At 71.9% G+C, this 19,923-nt stretch carries 20 protein-coding genes; 8 read left to right on the forward strand and 12 right to left on the reverse strand.

The window, feature by feature from the left end:
* Positions 1–6: 6 nt before the first annotated feature.
* On the forward strand, positions 7–579 hold the full coding sequence (locus tag ABXJ56_RS00510) for a hypothetical protein (RefSeq protein ID WP_353997797.1): 573 nt from the start codon (positions 7–9) through the stop codon (positions 577–579).
* Positions 580–601: 22 nt separating this feature from the next.
* Here the strand turns inward: ABXJ56_RS00510 and pth are convergent, their stop codons facing one another.
* Both pth and ABXJ56_RS00520 read right to left on the reverse strand, forming a co-directional pair.
* Positions 602–1,186: an aminoacyl-tRNA hydrolase gene (pth, locus tag ABXJ56_RS00515; protein WP_353997798.1), complete on the reverse strand. Its 585-nt coding sequence runs from the start codon at positions 1,184–1,186 to the stop codon at positions 602–604.
* Between the two features lie 66 nt (positions 1,187–1,252).
* A complete protein-coding gene (locus ABXJ56_RS00520; RefSeq protein ID WP_353997799.1) occupies positions 1,253–1,891 on the reverse strand; it encodes a 50S ribosomal protein L25/general stress protein Ctc in 639 nt (212 codons plus the stop codon).
* Between the two features lie 247 nt (positions 1,892–2,138).
* Between ABXJ56_RS00520 and ABXJ56_RS00525 the strand changes: the two genes are divergently transcribed.
* Complete coding sequence (locus ABXJ56_RS00525; RefSeq protein ID WP_353997800.1) at positions 2,139–2,261, forward strand: hypothetical protein; 123 nt, start codon at positions 2,139–2,141, stop codon at positions 2,259–2,261.
* Here the strand turns inward: ABXJ56_RS00525 and ABXJ56_RS00530 are convergent.
* Genes ABXJ56_RS00530 through ABXJ56_RS00540 form a run of 3 tightly spaced genes read right to left on the reverse strand, consistent with a single transcriptional unit; the run spans position 2,249 to position 5,509 of the window.
* On the reverse strand, positions 2,249–3,292 hold the full coding sequence (locus ABXJ56_RS00530) for an L-idonate 5-dehydrogenase (RefSeq protein ID WP_353997801.1): 1,044 nt from the start codon (positions 3,290–3,292) through the stop codon (positions 2,249–2,251). The genes ABXJ56_RS00525 and ABXJ56_RS00530 overlap by 13 nt on opposite strands.
* Positions 3,293–3,309: 17 nt before the next feature.
* A complete protein-coding gene (locus tag ABXJ56_RS00535; RefSeq protein ID WP_353997802.1) occupies positions 3,310–4,077 on the reverse strand; it encodes an SDR family oxidoreductase in 768 nt (255 codons plus the stop codon).
* Positions 4,078–4,120: 43 nt separating this feature from the next.
* Positions 4,121–5,509 carry a GntP family permease gene (locus ABXJ56_RS00540; RefSeq protein WP_353997803.1) on the reverse strand — a complete coding sequence of 463 codons (1,389 nt, stop codon included), beginning with the start codon at positions 5,507–5,509 and terminating at the stop codon, positions 4,121–4,123.
* Between the two features lie 172 nt (positions 5,510–5,681).
* On the opposite strand from ABXJ56_RS00540, the gene ABXJ56_RS00545 reads away from it, so the two are divergent.
* Positions 5,682–6,377 carry a FadR/GntR family transcriptional regulator gene (locus ABXJ56_RS00545; protein ID WP_353997804.1) on the forward strand — a complete coding sequence of 232 codons (696 nt, stop codon included), beginning with the start codon at positions 5,682–5,684 and terminating at the stop codon, positions 6,375–6,377.
* Here the strand turns inward: ABXJ56_RS00545 and ABXJ56_RS00550 are convergent.
* On the reverse strand, positions 6,352–7,320 hold the full coding sequence (locus ABXJ56_RS00550; RefSeq protein ID WP_353997805.1) for an NAD(P)-dependent oxidoreductase: 969 nt from the start codon (positions 7,318–7,320) through the stop codon (positions 6,352–6,354). The two genes, ABXJ56_RS00545 and ABXJ56_RS00550, sit on opposite strands and share 26 nt — an antisense overlap.
* A complete protein-coding gene (locus ABXJ56_RS00555; protein ID WP_353997806.1) occupies positions 7,317–8,756 on the reverse strand; it encodes a gluconokinase in 1,440 nt (479 codons plus the stop codon). Before ABXJ56_RS00555 ends, ABXJ56_RS00550 begins: the two co-directional genes overlap by 4 nt.
* 108 nt (positions 8,757–8,864) lie before the next feature.
* On the opposite strand from ABXJ56_RS00555, the gene eda reads away from it, so the two are divergent.
* From eda to ABXJ56_RS00570, 3 genes are all read left to right on the forward strand, one after another.
* Positions 8,865–9,518, forward strand: a complete 654-nt coding sequence (gene eda / locus ABXJ56_RS00560) for a bifunctional 4-hydroxy-2-oxoglutarate aldolase/2-dehydro-3-deoxy-phosphogluconate aldolase (protein WP_353997807.1) — start codon at positions 8,865–8,867, stop codon at positions 9,516–9,518.
* Between the two features lie 62 nt (positions 9,519–9,580).
* Positions 9,581–11,152 carry an NADP-dependent phosphogluconate dehydrogenase gene (gene gndA, locus ABXJ56_RS00565; protein ID WP_353997808.1) on the forward strand — a complete coding sequence of 524 codons (1,572 nt, stop codon included), beginning with the start codon at positions 9,581–9,583 and terminating at the stop codon, positions 11,150–11,152.
* 71 nt (positions 11,153–11,223) lie between these two features.
* Complete coding sequence (locus ABXJ56_RS00570; protein ID WP_353997809.1) at positions 11,224–12,213, forward strand: NAD-dependent epimerase/dehydratase family protein; 990 nt, start codon at positions 11,224–11,226, stop codon at positions 12,211–12,213.
* A 50-nt stretch (positions 12,214–12,263) separates the two neighbouring features.
* On the opposite strand, the gene ABXJ56_RS00575 is transcribed toward ABXJ56_RS00570, so the two are convergent.
* Positions 12,264–12,935: an ABC transporter ATP-binding protein gene (locus ABXJ56_RS00575; RefSeq protein ID WP_435404981.1), complete on the reverse strand. Its 672-nt coding sequence runs from the start codon at positions 12,933–12,935 to the stop codon at positions 12,264–12,266.
* 113 nt (positions 12,936–13,048) lie between these two features.
* The gene (locus tag ABXJ56_RS00580; RefSeq protein WP_353997811.1) at positions 13,049–14,506 is read right to left on the reverse strand and encodes an ABC transporter permease; all 1,458 of its coding nucleotides are present in this window, start codon (positions 14,504–14,506) and stop codon (positions 13,049–13,051) included.
* A 170-nt stretch (positions 14,507–14,676) separates the two neighbouring features.
* Here ABXJ56_RS00580 and ABXJ56_RS00585 point away from each other — a divergent pair, with 170 nt between their 5' ends.
* Positions 14,677–15,411, forward strand: coding sequence for a response regulator transcription factor (locus ABXJ56_RS00585; protein ID WP_353997812.1), 735 nt, complete (start codon positions 14,677–14,679; stop codon positions 15,409–15,411).
* Entirely contained in the window at positions 15,408–16,898 is a 1,491-nt protein-coding gene (locus ABXJ56_RS00590) for a sensor histidine kinase (protein ID WP_353997813.1), read from the forward strand. The genes ABXJ56_RS00585 and ABXJ56_RS00590 overlap by 4 nt, the downstream gene beginning before the upstream one ends.
* 43 nt (positions 16,899–16,941) lie before the next feature.
* Here the strand turns inward: ABXJ56_RS00590 and ABXJ56_RS00595 are convergent, their stop codons facing one another.
* From ABXJ56_RS00595 to ABXJ56_RS00605, 3 genes are read right to left on the reverse strand one after another with little or no spacing between them, the layout of a single operon-like run.
* Positions 16,942–18,507, reverse strand: coding sequence for an FAD-dependent oxidoreductase (locus ABXJ56_RS00595; protein WP_353997814.1), 1,566 nt, complete (start codon positions 18,505–18,507; stop codon positions 16,942–16,944).
* A gap of 19 nt (positions 18,508–18,526) precedes the next feature.
* A complete protein-coding gene (locus ABXJ56_RS00600) occupies positions 18,527–19,408 on the reverse strand; it encodes an FAD:protein FMN transferase (protein ID WP_353997815.1) in 882 nt (293 codons plus the stop codon).
* A 7-nt stretch (positions 19,409–19,415) separates the two neighbouring features.
* Positions 19,416–19,871, reverse strand: a complete 456-nt coding sequence (locus tag ABXJ56_RS00605; RefSeq protein ID WP_353997816.1) for an FMN-binding protein — start codon at positions 19,869–19,871, stop codon at positions 19,416–19,418.
* Positions 19,872–19,923: the final 52 nt, after the last annotated feature.

Here is a 19,923-nt window from a genome sequence, read left to right on the forward strand (position 1 = left end):
AGAGCCGTGAGCGACCAGATCCCCTCTCCCCCGCCCGGCACGACGCCCCCGTCCGCCGCCTCCGGTGGCGGACGGTACGCTCCCCCGTCCGGATACGCACTCGCTCCGGCGCCGGTCGCCCCCTACGGCAACCCGCTGCGCCCGGTCGACGGCGCACCCGTCGGGCCTGCGGCCGCCGGACCGGCGTCCGCGGCCTCCGGAGCCCTCGGCGTCATCGCCTTCGTGCTCTCCCTCGTCGCCGCGGTCGGCACCTCGGTCGTGGCGGCCGTCGCCGCGTATCGCGTGGGCGTCGGGGCCGGTCGCCGCCTGTTCGAGGATGCCATGCTCGGCACCTTCGACTGGTCGTTCCTCACCCCGGTGCGCGGCGACGTGCTCTGGGCGGAGATCGCCTTCTGGACCGGCACGGCCCTCGGGATCTGGGCGCTCGTGCAGGGGATCATCGCCATCGTGCAGCGGCGCGGACGCGGCTTCGGCATCGCCGCCGTCGTCATCGCCTGCCTCGGTCCGGTGGTCTTCGGCCTCGTGGTGCAGGGTCTTCTGACCGCGGGACTGGCGGCGGGCACAGGCCTGACGGGCTGATCGGCCCGCGGCGTCACATCCGTCAGGCGCGCGGCGCGTGGTGCTTCTGCTGCGCGGCCACGAGACCGGAATCGACGACGTCCTCCACCGCGTCCGCGGCTTCGGAGATGTGCAGCGGCAGGTTCACGCGCTCGGCGGCGGAGAACGGATCCAGGACCCAGTCGGCGGGGTCCTGGCGGCCGGGCGGCCTCCCGATCCCGACCCGCACACGGACGAAATCGGGACTGCCGAGCGCTTTCGCGACGTCGCGGACCCCGTTGTGGCCGCCGTGCCCTCCGCCGGTCTTGAGCTTGAGGGTGTCGAACGGGATGTCGAGCTCGTCATGGACGACGATCGTGCGGCCGGGGTCCACGCCGTAGAAGCGGGCGAGGCCGGCCACCGGACCACCGGAGACGTTCATGAAGCTGTTCGGCTTGCCGAGGACGAGTTTGGCCGCGCCCGGCCGCACCCAGGTCTCCGCGACGCGGGCTCCCGCCTTGTGCGTGCGGAACGCGACGCCGCGCCGGGCGGCGAGCTCGTCCAGCACCATCTGGCCGATGTTGTGCCGGGTCGCCTCGTACCGCGCACCGGGGTTGCCCAGTCCGATGATCAACCAGGTCTCTGCCATCACGCCCCCCTGACGCGTCGACCCGCCGCGACGATGTCGGGCGGGTCGACGCGTGCTGCGATGTCGTTACTCGGACGCGCTCTCGGCCTCGGCCTCTTCGGCCTGCTCGGCCGCGACCTCGGCATCCGCCTCGGCGATCTCCTCTTCGGCGGCGAGGGTGTCCACCGGGACCGACACGGCGACGATCAGGGTCTCGCCGTCGACGGCGAGGCTCGCGCCCTTCGGAAGAGTCAGGTCGGCGGCGGTGATGTGCGTGCCGTCCTCGAGCCCCTCGACGTCGACCTCGACGTTCTGCGGGATGTGGGTGGCCTCGACCTCGAGCGCGATCGTCGCGGCGTCGAGGTTGGCGATGGTGCCCGGGAAGGGCTCGCCGACGACGACGACCGGGACGTCGACCTGGACCTTCTCGCCCTTCTTGACCACGAGAAGATCGATGTGCTCGATGATCTGGTGGACCGGGTCCTTCTGCACGTCCTTCACCAGGGTGAGGTGCTGGGTGCCGTTGACGTCCAGCTCGAGCAGCGCGTTCGCGCGGCGGATCAGCAGCGACACCTGGTGGCCCGGGAGGGCGACGTGGACGGGGTCGGTGCCGTGTCCGTAGATGACGGCGGGGATCTTGCCGGCGGCGCGGAGGCGGCGGGCGAAGCCCTTGCCGAAGTTCTCGCGAAGCTCGGCGTGGACCTTGGTGTCGGTCTCAGTCGACATGTTCTCTCCTCACGGGCGTGGCCCGTCTTGATCGAGGGCCCGCGCGTGCGGCCGGCCCAGGGGTCTGCGGGGATCTCTCGGCGCTCTTCGCACACGTGAGGCACGCCGAGGGCCTGCGTCACCCGCGTCGATCACGGTGACCGCGCCCGACATTCCGGGGCGGCCTCCCTCGCCGAGGATCCAAGGGGATACTCTACCAGCGCCGCCGGTAGCATGGAGAACGCACCCTAGCCCCGGAGGAACGCTCATGGAATACGGATTCGCCTCGCACCTCGTCCTGTGGTCGATCGTCGCGCTCAGCGCGGTGGGACTCGTGGCCACCCTCGGAGCGACCTGGGCGATGGTGAAGGGCGCGGCCTACAAGGACTGAGCCGGAGCGGCCTCGTCGGCCTCGGGCCAGACCGCCACGACGACTTTTCCGGAGCGTTCGGAATCCTTCGCCACGTCGAACGCGGCGACCGCGTCGTCTGCGGAGATGACGTGCGTGATCACCCGCTCGATCTCCGGGCGCCGGTCCAGCAGCTCCACCGCGGCGTCGATCTCATCCGCGAAGCGGAAGGTCCCGAGGTAGGTGACCTCCTTCGAGATGAAGGCGGACAGGTTGACCGGACGCGCCTCGTCCGGCACCATCCCCACCTGCACGACGACGCCACGGGGCCGCACCGCCCCGAGCGCGGCGGTGATGGAGGCCGTCACCCCTGAGCATTCGAGGACCACGTCGTAGGCGGCGGCGTCCAGCCGCTCGGTCGATACGTCGACGACCCGATCGGCACCCAGCGCGGCAGCTCGGGCGAGCGGCCCGGGAAGCACATCGGTCGCGGTGACCGTGGCGGCACCCGCATCGATCGCAGCGGCGACGGCGAGGAGTCCGATCGGCCCGGAGCCGGTGACCAGGACGCGCGCGCCCTTCACGCCCCCCGCCCGGGTCAGCGCGTGGAGCGCGACCGCGAGCGGCTCGGCGAGGACCGCGCGCCGCACGGGCAGGGAGTCGGGAAGGACGCGGACCATCGCACGATCCACCAGGAGGTACTCGGCGAGGCCCCCCTGGGTGTGCGGCCAGGTCGATGCGCTTCCGAGATAGGCGCCGTTCGCCCACAGGTGCGGGGCGTCCGCGAGTTCCGGTGCCGGGTCGCCGAACGTCGCCGGATGAATGGTGACCGGCGTGCCGGCGGGCCATCCGCCGGACGGATCCGCGTCGATGCGCCCCGCCACCTCGTGACCTGGGATCAGGGGCTCGCGGACGACGTAGGCCCCGTTGGCGCCGTGGAAGTAGTAGTGCAGATCGGATCCGCAGATGCCGACGTAGTCGATGCGGACGCGCACCTGGTCGGGGCCGGGTTCGGGGGTGTCGACCTCGCGGACGACGAGGGTCTGCCGGGCGTCGATGAAGGCGGCGCGCATGGGGGTCCTTTCGCGGGTCAGACGACCGCGGTCATCCCGCCGTCGACGAAGAGGTTCTGCCCCGAAACGAAGCTCGAGGCGTCGGAGGTGAGGAAGAGAAGGGCACCGTCGAGCTCGGCGAAGTCGCCCCAGCGCCGCGCGGGGGTGCGCTCGGTGAGCCAGGCGGTGAAGGCCTCGTCCTCGACGAGGGCGGCGTTCATCTCGGTGGCGAAGTAGCCGGGTGAGAGCGCGTTGACCTGGATGCCGTGGCGGGCGAGGTCCGCGGCCATGCCCTTGGTGAGCTGGGCCACCCCGCCTTTGGAGGCGGAGTACGGAGCGATCGTCTGACGGGCGAGGTGGGACTGCACCGATGCGACGTTGACGATCTTGCCCGAACCGCGCGCGATCATCGCCGGGGCGACGAAGCGGGAGACGTAGAAGACCCCCGACAGGTTCGCGGCGATCACGTCGTCCCAATCCGACACCGCGAAGTCCTGGATCGGCGCGCGCCGCTGAACGCCGGCGTTGTTGACCAGGATGTCGGGCGTGCCGACCTCCTCGATCAGCGCGCCGATGCCGCGCTCGACCGCTGCGGCATCCGTCACATCGAACGCCACCGCGTGCGCGGCCCTGCCGGAGAGCGCCGCCGCGTCGGCGCGGGTCCGCTCGACCGCGGCCGCGTCCCGGCCGTGGACGACCACGCGGGCCCCGGCGCGGGCGAGCGCCAGCGCCAGGGAACGTCCGAGACCCCGGGAGGATCCGGTGACCAGCGCCAGCCGGTCGGAGACATCGAAGAGCGAGGACATGGGTTCTCCCGGGGTCGAGGGTGAGGAACGCGACGGTGTGGTGTCAGAGCATCGAGCCGAGGGCGAAGACGATCAGCACGAGACCGAATGCGAAGACGGATTCGATCGCCTGCTGCACGGTCCACGTCTTCAGCGTCGTCTTGACGTCCATCCCCATGAGGCGGCCCACCAGCCAGAAGCCGGAGTCGTTGACGTGGCCGGCGAAGACGGACCCGGCGGCGGTGGCCAGGGTGATGGCCGCGATCTGCACGGGGTTGAAGTCGCCGGCGATGACGGCCGGCGCGGCCAGACCCGCCGCCGTCACCAGGGCGACGGTGGCGGACCCCTGGGCCAGACGGATGACCACGGCGATGATGTACGCCGCCACGATGATCGGGAGGCCGAGGTCGGCGAGGGAGTCGGCGAGGGCGTCACCGATGCCGGATGCGCGCAGGACCGCACCGAACATGCCGCCGGCACCGGTGATGAGGATCACCGAGGCCACCGGGCCGAGAGCGGAGTCGACGATCTTCTCCAGGGCGGTGCCGTTCTCGCCGCGGCGACGCCCGAGGACCACGATCGCCACCAGAACGGTGATGAGCAGCGCCACGGCCGAGTTGCCGAGCAGCACGAGCACCTGCACCCACGTGCTGTCGATCGAGACGAAGCCCGCCGAGGCGAGGGTGGTGAGACCGGTGTTGAGGAAGATCAGGAACATCGGCAGCAGAAGCAGCAGGATGATCGTCCGCGGCTTGGGCGGGTTGGTCGGCTGGTCCTCGTCGAGCTCACCGAAGAGGTTGGGCACGGGAAGCGGGATGCGCGCCGCGATGAACTTCCCCCACAGGTAACCCGATACGTACCAGACGGGGAAGGCGATGACGAGACCGATGAGGAGGACCACGCCCAGATTCGCGCCGTACAGCTCCGACGCCGTGACCGGGCCCGGGTGGGGCGGAAGGAACACGTGCATGACCGAGAACGCGGCGGCGGCGGGGATGCCGAACAGCAGGACGTTGTTCTTGGACACGCGACGGGCGATGGCGAAGATGATCGGCAGCATCATGACCAGGCCGGCGTCGAAGAACATCGGGAAGCCGAGGATGAGCGAGGCGATGCCGAGGGCGAACGGCGCGCGCTTCTCGCCGAAGACCTCGACGAACTTGTCGGCGAGGGCCTTGGCGCCTCCCGAGTGCTCGATGAGCCTGCCGAGCATCGCACCGAGGGCGACCAGGAGCGCCACCGTGCCGAGCGTGGCACCGAAGCCTCCCGTGAGCGTCGTGGCGATCGCAGCGATCGGGACGCCCGCGACGAGCGCGGTGAGCAGGGACACGATGATCAGCGTCAGGAAGGCGTGCACCTTGAAGACGATGATCATCACGAGGATGAGCGCGATCGCGCCGGCCGCGATGCCGAGCAGCGGCAGGGTCCCCAGGGTCTGGGTCCAATCTTCCATCGAGATCTCCGTTGATGAGAGGAATGGGAGCGCCCCCGGAGGGTCCGTGCTCCCGCGTTAGGATTCGAGCGGTGTCGGCGCGAACCGCCAGGGCGCGGCGACGACAGTGAGCATCCTCACATAAAGATCGTATTTTTGGCAACATGTCGTCATATCTTTCGGAAGGAATGGCGTGGCCCAGGCATCCCATGGACCGGTGCTCGATGCGCTCGGCGTCCGCATCGCCTCCGGCGATCTCGCCCCCGGTGCCGTCCTCACGCTCGCGGGCCTGGAGACCGAGTACGGCGTCTCGCGCACGGTGATCCGCGAGACCGTGCGCGTGCTCGAGGCCATGGGAATGCTGTCCTCCCGTCGCCGCGTGGGGATCACGGTGCGCCCGGTGGCCGAGTGGAGCGCGCTGGACACCCGCCTGATCGACTGGCAGCTGCGCGGGCCGCGCCGCGATCAGCAGCTCATCGTCGTCACGGAGCTGCGCGCCGCGATCGAACCCATCGCCGCCCGGTTGAGCGCTCAGCGCGCGACCGATGTGCAGCGCGCCGAGATCGTGCGACTCGCCGCGCGACTGGAAGAGCTCGGACACGCCGGGGAGGGCGCGTCGGAGGAGTACCTCGCCGTCGACATCGCCTTCCACGACCTCATCCTGGAGGCGAGCGGCAATCTCATGCTCGCCGCGACCAAGGCCCCCATCGGGGCGGTGATCGCCGGACGTTCGCACCTGGGCCTCACCCCCGGAATCCCCTACTCCGAAGCACTGCACAACCACGTGGCGACCGCCGACGCGATCGCCCGCGGCGATGCCGACGGCGCCGAGCTGCACACGCGTCGCTACGTCGAGGCGGTCCTCAGCGAGGTGCGGGGAGCACGGTGACCAGGCCCGCCGGCTCCTCGCCCCGGGCGAGCGCCACGACGGCGGCCACGCTGCCCTCGGCCATGCGGGTGACGGCCTCGACCGTGTGACCCGCGCTGTGGGGCGTGGACACGACGCGCGGGTGCCCGACGAGGGGCGAGGCGGACGGCGGCTCGCTCTCGTACACGTCGACCGCGACGGCGTGCAGAGCACCGGCATCGAGCGCGTCGCGGGCGGCGGCCTCGTCGAGGATTCCGCCGCGCGCGGTGTTGATCACGATGGCCCCGCGCGGGAGCAGCGCGAGCCTCGCCGTGTCGAGCAGGTGCCGCGTCTCGGGGACGAGCGGCACGTGGACGCTCACGACCGCACTGGTCGCGCAGAGGTCGTCGAGCGTGCGAGGCAGGACCCCGGCGGAGTCGATCTCCGCGTCGGAGACGAGGGGGTCCCATGCCGACACGCGCATCCCGAGCCCGCGCGCCAGCGCGGCGACATGCCGCCCGATCGCGCCGAAGCCCAGGACGCCGAACGTTCGCCCGCCCAGCTCGATCCCCCGCCCGCGGGGCCACTCCCCCGCGCGCACCCCGGCATCGAGGACCGGGATGCCGCGCGCCGCCGCGAAGGCGAGGGCGATCGCCATCTCGGCCACGGCGGCGGCGTTCGCGCCCGCGGTGCGCGTGACCGCGACGCCGCGGACGCGGGCGGCGTCCAGATCGACGTTGTCCACACCCGCGCCGTAGCGCGCGATGAGGCGGAGGCGGTCGGCTGCCGCGAGGGCGTCGGCGTCGAAGTCGTCGAGGCCCGCGATCACCGCGTCCACGCCCCGGAGCGCCCGGGCGACCTCCCCCGAGGTGAGCGGCCGACCGGTGTCGTTGAAGATCAGCTCGGCGCCGAGGTCCCGCAGCGGCACGAGGGCTGCGTGGTCGCGGTCCGCGCTCAGGGAGGTCGGTGTCACGAGGACCCTCATGCGCGATCCTCCGCGCCGGGGAGGCTCCGCGTGTACTGCTCGAGGTAGCGGGCGAATCCGGCGTCGTACTGGGCGCGCCTCGCCGGATCGGGACGGAGGACCTCCGGCTCGACGGCGTCCAGGGCGGGATGCGTCTGCGGGAGACCCGCCGCGCGCAGCCCCATCCGGATCGCGCCCGTGATCGAGCTGTGCTGGCGCGGCGAGACCTCCATCGGCACGCCGAAGACGTCCACGGTCAGGCGGGTCCAGAACGGGGACGAGAGCACGCCGCCGGACAGCACGATCCGCCGCGGAGCGCCGTTGAGCGCGGTGAGCTCCTTGAAGCAGTGGTAGAGGGAGAAGACGATGCCCTCCAGGACCCCCTGATACATGTCGACCCGCGAATGCTGCGGCCGCAGCTCCACGAGCCCGCCGCGGCGCTGATCCTGCCAGCCGGGGCTCCGCTCGCCGAAGAGGAAGGGGAGGAAGACGGGGAGGTCCTCGCGGTCCGGAGAGAGCTGCGGCTCGATCTCCGCGTAGTCCGTCGACGCCCCGAAGAGCCGCTCGCGCGCCCAGTCGACACAGTTGCCGCATCCGGAGGTGGCGGCACCGCTCAGCGCGCCGAGGGGTGAGCGGTACGACCAGGTGCTGAGGGTCGGCGACACGGACGGATGCCGCGTGGAGAACCGCAGCGCCCCGCTCGTGCCCATCGAGAACGTCATGTCCCCGGGCTCGGTGGCGAGATCGCCGATCTGACTGAGGCCACCGTCCGGCCCCGGCGTGAGGACGGGGATCCCGGGCCGCAGCCCGAGGAGGACCGCCGCCTCCGCGGTCAGCGGCAGGGACTCGTCGGGGTGGCAGAGCGGTGGAAGCTCCACGCCCGCGAGGCCCAGCCGCTCGATGACCTCGGGATCCCAGTCGACGGTGTGGGCGTTCAGCAGTCCGGTGCCCGAGGCCAGAGAGGCGTTCATGCGCACCTCTCCTGTCAGGCGGGCGAACACCAGCGTCGGCTGATCCAGCATCCGGCGACCGGCGAGGTCCACCCCGGTCTCGGCGAGGTGACGGAGCTTGAATGCGGGATAGACGGCGTTGACCATGCAGCCGGTGCGCTCGTGGAACCACCAGGTGAAGTCGGCGTCCGCGCGCAGCCGCGCGCAGAGGTCCTGCGCTCCGGTGTAAGGCCACTCCATCACCGGCGTGACGGCCGACAGATCGGACTCTCGCAGGGTCAGGCCGTGCCACGTGCCGCTGAGGACGATGAGGTCCACCGCGCGACCGGAGGCCGCCTGCCGCCCCAATGCCATCAGCTGGGTGTAGATCGCGTCGCCGTCACGGACCGCGCTGTCGGGACCGTCGACTTCGAACCGGCGGCTGCGGACGGAGGTCTCCCCGCTGTCCGTGTCGAACAGCATCGTCTTGGCCGACGTCGTGCTGGCTTCGAGAGCGAGTATGAGCATGGTGTCCTGGTCCGTCGTCGGGAGGGCAGTGGCGGCGCATCGTCGCCGCGCGCTCAATGATATGATCATTTCGTTCTCCGCGCGAGACCACTCGCGCGGACGAAGGAGATGATGTTGTCCCCCGTGTTCGCCGACCTGGCCCGTCACCGCGTCGTCCCCGTGGTCACCGCCCGCACCGCCGAAGAAGGACGCCGCATCGCCGGCGCCCTCGCCGCGGGAGGCCTGCCGGTCGCGGAGATCACCTTCCGGACGCCCGCCGCCGCGGCCGCGATCGCCGCGGTCGCCCGCGAGAGCGGCATCCTCGTCGGCGCCGGGACCGTCCTGCGCGCCGCGCAGGTCGATGCGGCCGTGGACGCCGGTGCCCGCTTCATCGTCTCGCCCGGAACGAGCCCGGACGTCGTCGAGCGGTGCCGTCACCACGGGATCCCGGTCCTCCCCGGAGCCGTGACCGCCACCGAGGTCCAGGCGGCGCTGGCCCTCGGCGTCGATGCGGTGAAGTTCTTCCCCGCAGCGACATCCGGCGGGGTGCCCGCGCTCCGTGCCCTCAGCGCCCCGTTCCCGGGCCTCGGGTTCGTCCCCACCGGCGGCATCGACGATGCGACCGCGCGCGAGTACCTCGCGGCCCCCTCGGTCCTCGCCGTGGGCGGATCCTGGATGCTGCCCGCCGACGCGATCGACGCCGGGGACTGGGCGCGCATCGAAGACCTCACCCGCCGGGCCGTCACACGCACCCGGAGCCCCGAGGACACCCCACTACGCTAGGACCGGTCCCGGGAGCAGCCCCAGACGCTGCGGATGCCCGGTCGGCACGCACGAGGAGAGGTATGAACACCACCAGCACGAGCAACGACCACGACGAGGCGCCGGGTTCGGCCGATCTCCACGAGGGCGCGCCGGCGCCGGAGGACGTTCCCCGCCCCGCGCCCGAGCCGACCGGGACCGATCACCCCGCCGAGGCGCGCGCGAACATCGGCGTCGTGGGCCTGGCCGTCATGGGATCGAACCTCGCCCGCAACCTCGCCTCGCGCGAGGGGAACGTCGTCGCGGTCTACAACCGCTCCCGCGCCAAGACCGACGAGCTCGTCGGCGATCACCCGGAGGCCGGGTTCGTGCCCGCCTTCTCGTACGACGAGTTCGCCGCGAGCCTCGTCCGGCCCCGCACCGCGGTGATCATGGTGAAGGCCGGCGGGCCCACCGATGCCGTCATCGACGCGCTCGTGGAGGTCTTCGAGCCGGGCGACATCATCGTCGACGGCGGCAACGCCCTGTTCAGCGACACCATCCGCCGCGAGAAGGCCGTCCGCGACACCGGCATCAACTTCGTCGGCATGGGCGTCTCCGGCGGCGAGGAGGGGGCGCTGCTCGGCCCGTCCCTCATGCCCGGCGGCTCGGACGAGTCCTGGATCACGCTCGGCCCGATCCTCCGCTCGATCGCCGCGGTCGCCGAGGGCGAGCCGTGCGTGACCCACATCGGGCACGACGGCGCGGGCCATTTCGTGAAGATGGTGCACAACGGCATCGAGTACGCCGACATGCAGCTGATCGCCGAGGCCTACGATCTCATCCGCCGGGGCACCGGCAAGACCCCCGCCGAGATCGCCGACGTCTTCGCCGAGTGGAACCGCGGCGAGCTGGAGTCGTACCTCATCGAGATCACCGCCGAGGTGCTGCGTCAGGTCGACGCCGACACGCAGAAGCCGCTCGTGGACGTCATCCTCGACCAGGCCGGAGCCAAGGGCACCGGGGCGTGGACCGTGCAGACCGCGCTGTCCCTCGGCGTCCCGGTCTCCGGCATCGCCGAGGCCACCTTCGCCCGATCCCTCTCCAGCCACCCCGAGCAGCGCGCCGTTTCGCGGGAGCTCCCCGGCCCCGCCGACGCGCTGGACGTGGCCGACGTGGACGCCTTCATCGAGGAGGTCCGCCTGGCGCTGTACGCCTCGAAGATCGTGGCCTACAGCCAGGGCTTCGACGAGATCCGTGCCGGTGCCGCCGAGTACGGCTGGAACATCGATCTCGGGGCGGTGTCGAAGATCTGGCGCGGCGGCTGCATCATCCGCGCGCAGTTCCTCAACCGCATCGCCGACGCCTACGCCGCAACCCCCGACCTGCCGGTGCTGCTCACGGCGCCGTACTTCGTCGAGGCCCTCGGTCGCGGTCAGGACGCGTGGCGCCGCATCGTGCAGACCGCGGCGGGAGCCGGCATCCCCGCTCCGGCCTTCTCGTCGTCGCTCGCCTACTACGACGGACTGCGCGCCGAGCGTCTGCCCGCGGCGCTCATCCAGGGTCAGCGCGACTTCTTCGGCGCGCACACCTACAAGCGCATCGACAAGGAGGGCACCTTCCACACTCTGTGGTCCGGTGACCGCACCGAGATCGAGGCCGAAGACACCCACTGAGCCGCCTTCTGCGGCCCCGTCGACGCCCGCCTCCGCCCTGCGCGAGGCGGGCGTCGCGCTAGGGTCGGACGATGGCGAGCATCCTCTTCATCGGCGGCACGGGAATCATCAGCGCGGCGTGCGTACGGGATGCCGTCGCCGCAGGGCACCGCGTGACGGTGCTCAATCGCGGCCGTGGCAGTCGCGCGATCCCGGACGAGGTCGAACGTCTGGACGCGGAAGTCCGTGACCGCGAGGCTGTCCGTGCGGCGGTGGGCGACCGCCGCTTCGACGTCGTCGCGCAGTTCCTGGCCTTCACCCCGGACCAGGTGGGTGCCGACGTGGACCTCTTCGAGGGTCGATGCGACCAGTACATCTTCATCAGCTCCGCCTCCGCGTACCAGACTCCGCCCTCGCGGCTGCCGGTCACCGAGTCGACACCGCTTCGGAACCCCTTCTGGCAGTACTCCCGCGACAAGATCGCCTGCGAGGACCTGCTCGTCGCGGCCTACCGGCGACGGGGCTTCCCCGTGACCGTCGTCCGCCCTTCGCACACCTACGACGAGCGGGCGCTGCCGACTCTCGGGGGCTGGACCGACATCGCGCGGATGCGGGAGGGCCGGCCCGTCCTCGTCCACGGAGACGGCACGAGCCTGTGGACCATCACCCACTCGGCGGACTTCGCGGTCGCCTTCACGGGGCTGCTCCACCATCCCTCCGCCGTCGGCGAGGCGTTCACGATCACCGGCACCCATGCGCCGACGTGGAACGCCATCTACGGCTGGCTCGCCGATGCCGCGGGCGTCGCGCGCCCCGACCTCGTCCACGTGGCGTCGGACACGATCGCGGCGGCGGCGCCCGAGATCGGCCCGACGCTCCTCGGGGACAAGGCGTACTCGATGGTCTTCGACGTGTCGAAGGTGGAGGCGCTCGTGCCGGGGTTCCGCACGACCGTCACGTTCGACGAGGGCGCGCGCCGCATCCTCGCCTATTTCGACGCGCATCCGGAGGCGCAGGAGCGGGACGCCGACCACGACGCCCTATCGGACCGCCTCGCCTCGCACGCCCGCGCCGCACTCTGACGCGGCGGGCCCGGGCCCGACCTGCGCCCGCGCCCGCGCCCGGGCCCGACTCAGGAGACCTGCTCCCGCACCACTCCTCGTTCGAGCCTCAGACGTCGGTGTGCGCGACGGGCCACGGCGGAGTCGTGCGTGACGACGACCATCGTGAGCCCCTCGGCACACAGGCCTTCCAGGAGGTGGAGGATCTCGTCCCGAGTGCGCTCGTCGAGGTTCCCCGTCGGCTCGTCGGCGAGGAGGACCCTCGGCTCCTTCACCAGCGCACGGGCGATCGCCACGCGCTGCTGCTGACCGCCGGAGAGCTCGCCGGGTCGATGGTCCGCGCGCTCGGCGAGGCCGACCTGGGCCAGGGCCGCGCGGACCCTGCCTGCCCGCTCCGCCCTCGCGAGCCCCAGCGGCTCGAGTCCGACATCGACGTTCTCCGCCGCGGTGAGGGTGGGGATGAGGTTGAACGCTTGGAAGACGAACCCGATCTCCCGCGCCCGGATGCGCGCGAGCGCGGTCGGGGACTCGCGCGCCAGGTCCAGCTCTCCGAGGAGGACCTGGCCCGATGTCGGGGAGTCGAGAGCGCCGAGGATCTGGAGGAGGGTCGACTTCCCGCCGCCGGTCGGCCCCTGGACCGTGACGAACTCGCCCGCGACGATCGTCAGGTCCACGGCGTCGAGGGCGGTGACCGAACGGTCACGACCGGTGTAGACGCGGGTCACTCCTTCCAGCCGGTACACCGGGGCGGTCTCGTGGTCGCGTGCGTCGGATACGGTCAGGTCGGGCTTCAAGGTGTCGGACATCGTGAGGTCTCCTGGTCGAGGGTGTCGGGTCGAGTGGCCGGAGGGCACGGTCATGCCGCGGACCGCAGGGCTTCGGCGGGGCGCAGCCGCGCCGCACGCCATCCGCCGGCGGCGCCGGCGAGCAGACCGCCGAGCACCGCGATGCCGACGGCCGCCCCGACGACCGCCGGCGTGATCGGCGCGGTGAGGACGATCTCGGTCTGCGCGGCGATCGCGTCGGCGAATCCCCCGGGGCCGCCCTGACCGCCGGGTCCGGCAGCGGGCGACTCCGCGGCGGTGGTGACGGTGGGCGCCGCCAGCGTGATGACGGCGATCGCCGCGAGGCCGAGCGCGAGACCGGCAAGACCGCCGAGCAGGCCCTGCACGAGGGACTCCCCCGCCACCTGACCGACGACCCGGCGGTCGGACCAGCCGAGCGCCTTCAGCGTGCCGAACTCCCGCGTGCGCCGGGTCACCCCCGACACGGTGAGGAGCACGGCGAGGATGAGCGCCACGGCGAGGGTGATCGCCGAGAGCCACGTCCCGAGCGAGGCGATGAGAGCCGAGGCGCTCGAAAGCGACCCCGACACCCCCGCGGCGAGGTCCGAGGGTGCACTGACCGCGGCCTCCGGCAGCGCCTCCTCCAACTGCGCCTGCACCGCGCCGATGTCGTCCACCGAGTCCGTTTGGACGTAGACCGTGGACACCACAGCCCCGACTCCGGCGAGTTCCTGAGCGACATCGAGCGGGATGTAGACGTCCGAGGCGGTGTCCGCGGCGGAGGACGTCGAGGCTACCACGCCGATGACCTCGAACGCCGTGCCGCCGATCTCGATGTCATCGCCCACGGCGACCTCCGCGGATGCCGCGTACGTGGCGTCGACCAGCGCGACCGCGCTTCCGGCGTCCGTCGCTTCCAGCGCCCGCCCCGCGTCGACCGCGACGGCCGACAGGGGCCCGGCCGCGACGACGGCAGGGTCGATCCCGAGGACGGTGAAGGAGTCGACACCGAACGCGCCGCCGCCGAAGCCTCCTCCTCCCGCGGGCGCGTCACCCTCGGCGCCGCCCGGCGGCGTCCCCGTGTTCTCGCCGCCTCCCTCCTCCGGACGCGCGGGCAGCTCGCCCGAGAAGCTCATGTTGACCAGGCTCAGCGCGCCGGTCGCGCCGGAGACGCCGCTCACGCCCGCAACGGTGTCCACGTCCGCGGCGTCCAGGGTCCCCCGACCGGGCTCGGTGGTCAGTCGCGACTGGCTGAGGGTGGTCCCCCCGTCCGCGTCGGTCGCGCCGGCATCCTGATCGAACTCGAACATGCCGCCGCGCTCGCCGGGCTCGACGGTTGCGCCCGCGACCGTCAGGTCGGTTCCGATTCCGTAGACGGAGGCGAGAGCCGCGTCCTGCGCGTCCCGCACCCCCGCCGCGAGGGCGCCTACGACGATGACGAGAGCGATCGCGACCGCCATACCGGCCGCCACGATCGCCGTCTGCTTCCTCCGTCCGGCGAGCTCGCGCCGAAGATACGTGCCGTACATGGTTCTCCTTCCGGCGGGTGCTCACCCGTCCGTCGGGTCGACCGTAGGATCGCGGCTGATGAGCGGTCATGGCGCCGCTGATGCGATCGCTATGAACCGGCGCAGGACTCACAGCAGAGGCATAGGCGCGCCCATAGGAATCCCATAGATCGGTCGCCACACTGAGTTCCATGACCGCATCCGCCCCCGCCCCCGCCCTCACCCGCCCCGACGGAACCGCACTGCGCATCCTCGTCGTCGACGACGAGCAGATGCTCACCGACCTTCTGTCGATGGCGCTGCGGATGGAGGGGTGGGACGTGCGCACGGCCGGCAGTGGGTTCGAAGCGCTGCAGGGGGCACGCGACTTCCAGCCCGACGCCATGGTGCTCGACGTGATGATGCCGGACCTCGACGGCATGGCGGTCCTTCAGCGACTGCGCCAGTCGGGCGACGACGTGCCGGTCCTGTTCCTGACCGCAAAGGACGGAGTCGGCGACCGCATCGCCGGTCTCACCGCGGGCGGCGACGACTACGTGACCAAGCCGTTCAGCCTCGAGGAGGTCGTGGCGCGCCTGCGGGCGCTCATGCGGCGGGCGGGCACCGCACTCACCAGCGGAGCGGAGCCGATCCTGCGCGTGGCGGACCTGACCCTCAACGAGGACAGCCACGAGGTCGAGCGCGGCGGCGTCGAGATCGAGCTGACGGCGACGGAGTTCGAGCTCCTGCGCTACCTCATGCGCAATCCTCGCCGCGTCGTGTCGAAGGCCCAGATCCTGGACCGCGTCTGGAACTACGACTTCGGTGGACGGTCGAGCGTCGTCGAGCTGTACATCTCCTACCTGCGGAAGAAGATCGACGCGGGCCGCGAGCCGCTCATCCACACCGTCCGAGGCGTCGGCTACATGATCAAGGCGCCCCAGTGACCGCATCCGCCCCCGCGGCGTCGGCCCGCCCGGCCGCGCGGCCCCGAGCGCGCTGGACTCTGCAGACCCGGCTCATGGTGACGGTGATCGGGATGGTCGCCCTCATCCTGACCCTCGTCGGGATCGCCACCGGCGCGATCCTCGGACGGATCCTGGACACCAACCTCAACGCTCAGCTCGCGAACGCCGTGAGCACCGTCACTGTGCGTCTGGATCCCGGCGCGACCGCCGCCGACGTCCTCGCCAGCGGACGCCAGCCCGAGGGCTTCGTCTTCGTCCTCCAGGGCCCGTCGGGACTGTCCGGCGCCTACGTATCGGGTCCTCAGCAGGTGACCGAGCTGAGTGCCGCCGACATCGAGGACGTCCTGTCGCAGATCGACAGCTCCGGCCTCTCCACCGTCGACGTCCCGGGCGTCGGGAATCACCGGGTGTTCCTCAGCGCCCAGCCCGGCGGTCTCTTCTTCCTCGCGGGGCTCCCGACCGCTCCGGTCACGGCCACCCTCGGCCAGATCCTCACCACGGTGGCGCTGGTGACCACCGGCGGCCTGCTGCTGCTCGGGGTGGCGATCGCGGTCGTCATCCGCGCGGGCCTGCGCCCCCTGCGGACGGTCGCCGACACCGCGTCCCGCGTCGCCGCGATGCCGCTGTCTGAAGGACAGGTCACCCTCACCGCACGCGTTCCCGCGGATCAGGTCGACGAGCACACCGAGATCGGGCGCGTGGGCCACGCCCTCAACACCCTCCTCGAGCACGTCTCGCAGTCCCTGAGCGCACGACAGCGCAACGAGGAGCGGATGCGGGCCTTCGTCGCCGACGCCAGTCACGAGCTGAGGACGCCCCTGGCCTCCATCCGCGGCTACTCCGAGCTGTCCCTGCGCGCGATGCACCAGCACCCAGACGCCGCCGGGGAGACCACGCAGGCCTCCCTCGAACGGATCCACGCCCAGTCGCTGCGCATGACCACCCTGGTCGAGGACCTCCTCCTCCTCGCACGCCTCGACGAGGGCCAGGAGCTGGTCGTCGGATCGGTCGACCTCACGAAACTCGCCGTCGAGGCCGTCGACGACGCCCGCCCGACGGGGCCCGAGCACCGCTGGATCCTCGCCACCGGGCCCGACCCCGTCGTGGTCGCCGGTGACGCCGGCCGCCTGCACCAGGTGGCGGCGAACCTCCTCGCCAACGCGCGCACGCACGCCCCCGCCGGAACGACGGTGACGGTGAGCGTGACGCGCGACGCAGGCGATGCGCTCCTCCTCGTCCACGACGACGGTCCGGGGATCGAACCTGCCGTCGCCGAGGAGCTCTTCGAGCGGTTCTCCCGTGCGGATCGCTCACGGGCACGCCAAACGGGGGGCACGGGTCTCGGGCTCTCCATCGCACGGGCGATCGCCGAGGCGCACGGCGGCACCCTCTCCGTCCGGAGCACACCCGGTGACACGACGTTCGAACTGCGCCTGCCCGCGCGGCCTGCGGATCCCGCTCCGTAACCGCTGAGCGCGGGGCGCTCAGTACCCGCTGAACGCGGGGTGCTCAATACCCGCTGAACGCGTCGGTGGTCAGGGAGCGCGCGCGCTCCAGCGCAGGAGCGAGATCGGCGATGAGTCCCGCCGGCCCCGACACGTATGCGTGGCGGCCCGCGATGTCGGGCACCACGGAGACCAGACCCTCGGCATCCAGACGCACGCCCCGCGCCCAGGTCCAGTGGGCGGGGAGGTCGGCGGGGCGATCGCGGGTGAACACGATGACCGGAACGCCGGCGGCCTCGATCTCGTCCCGGTAGGCGAGCTCCGCGGCATCCGACGCCACGTAAACGAGGACGATGTCCCGCTCCTCGCCCGCCAGACGGAGGTGCCGCAGCTGCGACACGAACGGGGTGACACCGATCCCCGCCGCGACGAGAAGGACCGGCGCGGCGGGTCGACGCGGCAGGACGAAATCACCCCAGACTCCGGTGATCGCCAGAGCGGATCCGGGCTCGACCTCCGCGAGCGCCTTCTTGAACGAGCTCTGCGGCGCGCCCTTCTGCGGCTCCTTGAACGCCACGCGCAGCACCGGCAGATCCTCCGGCGCCGAAGCGATGCTGAACTCCCGCCGTGTGCCGCGTAGGTCGGGGCGCCGATGCGGCACCTCGAGCTCGAGATACTGGCCGGACACGAACGACACCCGGTCGGCGACGCGGAACGTGAGCTCCCGCACCGTCGGCGTCCGCGCCGCCCGGGCCTGGAGCGTCAGGCGCACGGCGGTGCGGGAGGCCAGGACGAAGGCGAGCGCGTTGCCGATGAGGAGAGCCCGCTCCTGGCCGAGGCTGATCGCCCCGACATCGATCGGCCACCCGGCGAGGAGCCCCACGACGCCGGCGACGAGGAACTGCTGCCAGCGGCGCGGCGGCGTCGTGAGCGGCTCGGAGAGCATGAACGCGCCGAGGAACAGGAACGGGGAGGACCAGAGGATCGGCCAGAAGATGTCCGCGACCTCGACGGTCTGACCGACCGCCTGGTAGGCGGCAGCGGTGCGCACGAGCGCCACGGCCACCGCGACCACGAGGAAGACCGCGACGACGCGAACCTTCTCGGTCCGCCACAGGACCGCCAGCCCGAGGACGATCACCGGGGCGGCGAGGGCGGGGGTTCCCACCCACCACGACGACGCGCCGAGCTCCGGCCACGCGACGGCGAGGAGCGTGATCGCCGTGGCCCCGACGGCAGCGGGATTGAAGACGTGCCTCCCGCGCCAGGCCAGGGCGTACTTCGACGCGGAGGCGATCGCCGCGGCGATCGCGAGGCCCCCGAGAGCGGCGGGGTCGAGGGTCGGGCGGAGCACGAAGAGGAGGATGAGGGCGGTGATCAGAGAGGACTCGACGCGCGAGGCCCGGCCGAGCAGCCGCTGGGCGGCGGCGTCGACCCCGACGCAGACGAGGGAGAGCACCAGCGCGGAGACCACGATCTCGACCGCGGTCGGCGAGACGAGTCCCCACAGCGACAGGGCGAGGGAGATGAGGCCGAGCGCGGCGAGGGCGAGGAACACCGTCCGGTACATCGAGATGCGTCCGAGGACGGCGAAGACCCGGTTTCCGGCGGAGGTCAGTGCGGTGAGCATGCGGCGGGGGCTCCTCGGGTCACGTCTCTACGGTACTGCGGCGGGTGAAGAGCTCGGCGCCGCAGCCGGGCGAGAAGTCCGCCCGGCCGTCGGTGAACATGCGGACCCACTCCACGCCCCAGCGTGCCGCACGCTCGGCGCCGCCGTCGAAGAACAGGGCGGTGCTGGCCGCGTCCGCCCGCATGGCGCTGTCGGATACCGCCCACGTCGCCGCGACGGTGTCGACGGGGACGCCCGTCCGGGCATCCAGGACATGGTGGAGCCCCGGCCCCCACGCCCGCCGGTTGATGGCGGACGCGCACAGCGCGGCATCCGCGATCTCCCAGATTCCGATGACTCGGGCGGGGTCGAACGGGTGCTCCAGTCCGACGCGCTCCGTCGCCGACCACACGCGGATATCGCCGCCTGCATCGACGGTCACCGGGGCTCCTGTGGCAGCGGTCACCATCTCCCCCACGATGTCGACCAGGCGCCCCTTGCCCAGGGCGCCGACGTCGAGCAGGGCTCCGGGAGCCACGACGAGCTCGCCCGCCGCGAGGGCCACGGCGGTCGTCCACGCGGACGCGGCCGGGACGGGCGCCCCCGACGGGGTGAGCCGGTAGGCGGGATCGTATCCGAGGGCCGACAGGGAGGCCGCCACGAGGGGGTTGACCGCACCCGCCGTCGCGTCCGAGAGCTCCTCGTACAGTGCGAGCATGGGCGCGGCGTCCGTCGGGGCGGGCGCCGAACCACCCGCCGCCGCGAGGACGGAGACCAGGGAGTCGGAGCGGAAGCGCGACCACGTGCGGTCGAAGAGCTCAACGGCACCCTCCACACGCGCACGCAGGTCAGCCGGGAGATGCTGCGGGGTGTCGATCCGCCACCGCGTGCCGATCGCGTCGAAACGCCAGACCCCGGTCACGCTCGGGTCAGCCCGCGGCGTCGGACTTGATGGTCTCGAGCGCCTGGGTGAAGCCCCCGCTGGTGAGGGACGAGCCCGCGACGCGCGAGACCTGCACGTCGTCGATGTTCTGACCGACGACCTCGTCGGCGATGCCGCCGATGAACTGGTCCTGGTAGCGCTGGGACTCCGCCTTCTGCGGGTCGCCGGTGACCTCGACGGCCGTGATGACGTCGTCGGCGAGGGTCACGGTCACCTCGATGGTCTCGACCGACTCCGGCGTCGCGTACGAGCCCTCCGCCGTGTAGGTGCCGTCGGCGTAGGGACCGGATGCCGAGCCCGCTCCACCCTCCGCGGAGGTTCCGCCGTCGGTGCCGGCGTCCGTGGTCGCGGAAGAGCATCCCGACAGGAGAGCGACGCCTGCGACCGCCGCGAGGGCGGCGGAGACGCGGACGGGACGGGGAGCGAGGGCGGTGCGGATCATCGTGCGGTCCTTCCACGGCGGGGCCTCCGCCGGGCGACGGAAGCTCAGGCTT

The organism is Microbacterium aurantiacum (genome assembly GCF_040532595.1).
Taxonomy (GTDB): Bacteria; Actinomycetota; Actinomycetes; order Actinomycetales; family Microbacteriaceae; genus Microbacterium; species Microbacterium chocolatum_B.

What these genes read in the sequence shown, in the direction of transcription:
- pth (WP_353997798.1), bottom strand. Translation starts at nt 1,186, where the DNA reads ATGGCAGAGACCTGGTTGATCATCGGACTGGGCAACCCCGGTGCGCGG.
- ABXJ56_RS00520 (WP_353997799.1), bottom strand. Translation starts at nt 1,891, where the DNA reads ATGTCGACTGAGACCGACACCAAGGTCCACGCCGAGCTTCGCGAGAAC.
- ABXJ56_RS00525 (WP_353997800.1), top strand. Translation starts at nt 2,139, where the DNA reads ATGGAATACGGATTCGCCTCGCACCTCGTCCTGTGGTCGATCGTCGCG.
- ABXJ56_RS00530 (WP_353997801.1), bottom strand. Translation starts at nt 3,292, where the DNA reads ATGCGCGCCGCCTTCATCGACGCCCGGCAGACCCTCGTCGTCCGCGAG.
- ABXJ56_RS00535 (WP_353997802.1), bottom strand. Translation starts at nt 4,077, where the DNA reads ATGTCCTCGCTCTTCGATGTCTCCGACCGGCTGGCGCTGGTCACCGGA.
- ABXJ56_RS00540 (WP_353997803.1), bottom strand. Translation starts at nt 5,509, where the DNA reads ATGGAAGATTGGACCCAGACCCTGGGGACCCTGCCGCTGCTCGGCATC.
- ABXJ56_RS00550 (WP_353997805.1), bottom strand. Translation starts at nt 7,320, where the DNA reads ATGAGGGTCCTCGTGACACCGACCTCCCTGAGCGCGGACCGCGACCAC.
- ABXJ56_RS00555 (WP_353997806.1), bottom strand. Translation starts at nt 8,756, where the DNA reads ATGCTCATACTCGCTCTCGAAGCCAGCACGACGTCGGCCAAGACGATG.
- eda (WP_353997807.1), top strand. Translation starts at nt 8,865, where the DNA reads ATGATGTTGTCCCCCGTGTTCGCCGACCTGGCCCGTCACCGCGTCGTC.
- gndA (WP_353997808.1), top strand. Translation starts at nt 9,581, where the DNA reads ATGAACACCACCAGCACGAGCAACGACCACGACGAGGCGCCGGGTTCG.
- ABXJ56_RS00570 (WP_353997809.1), top strand. Translation starts at nt 11,224, where the DNA reads ATGGCGAGCATCCTCTTCATCGGCGGCACGGGAATCATCAGCGCGGCG.
- ABXJ56_RS00580 (WP_353997811.1), bottom strand. Translation starts at nt 14,506, where the DNA reads ATGTACGGCACGTATCTTCGGCGCGAGCTCGCCGGACGGAGGAAGCAG.
- ABXJ56_RS00585 (WP_353997812.1), top strand. Translation starts at nt 14,677, where the DNA reads ATGACCGCATCCGCCCCCGCCCCCGCCCTCACCCGCCCCGACGGAACC.
- ABXJ56_RS00595 (WP_353997814.1), bottom strand. Translation starts at nt 18,507, where the DNA reads ATGCTCACCGCACTGACCTCCGCCGGAAACCGGGTCTTCGCCGTCCTC.
- ABXJ56_RS00605 (WP_353997816.1), bottom strand. Translation starts at nt 19,871, where the DNA reads ATGATCCGCACCGCCCTCGCTCCCCGTCCCGTCCGCGTCTCCGCCGCC.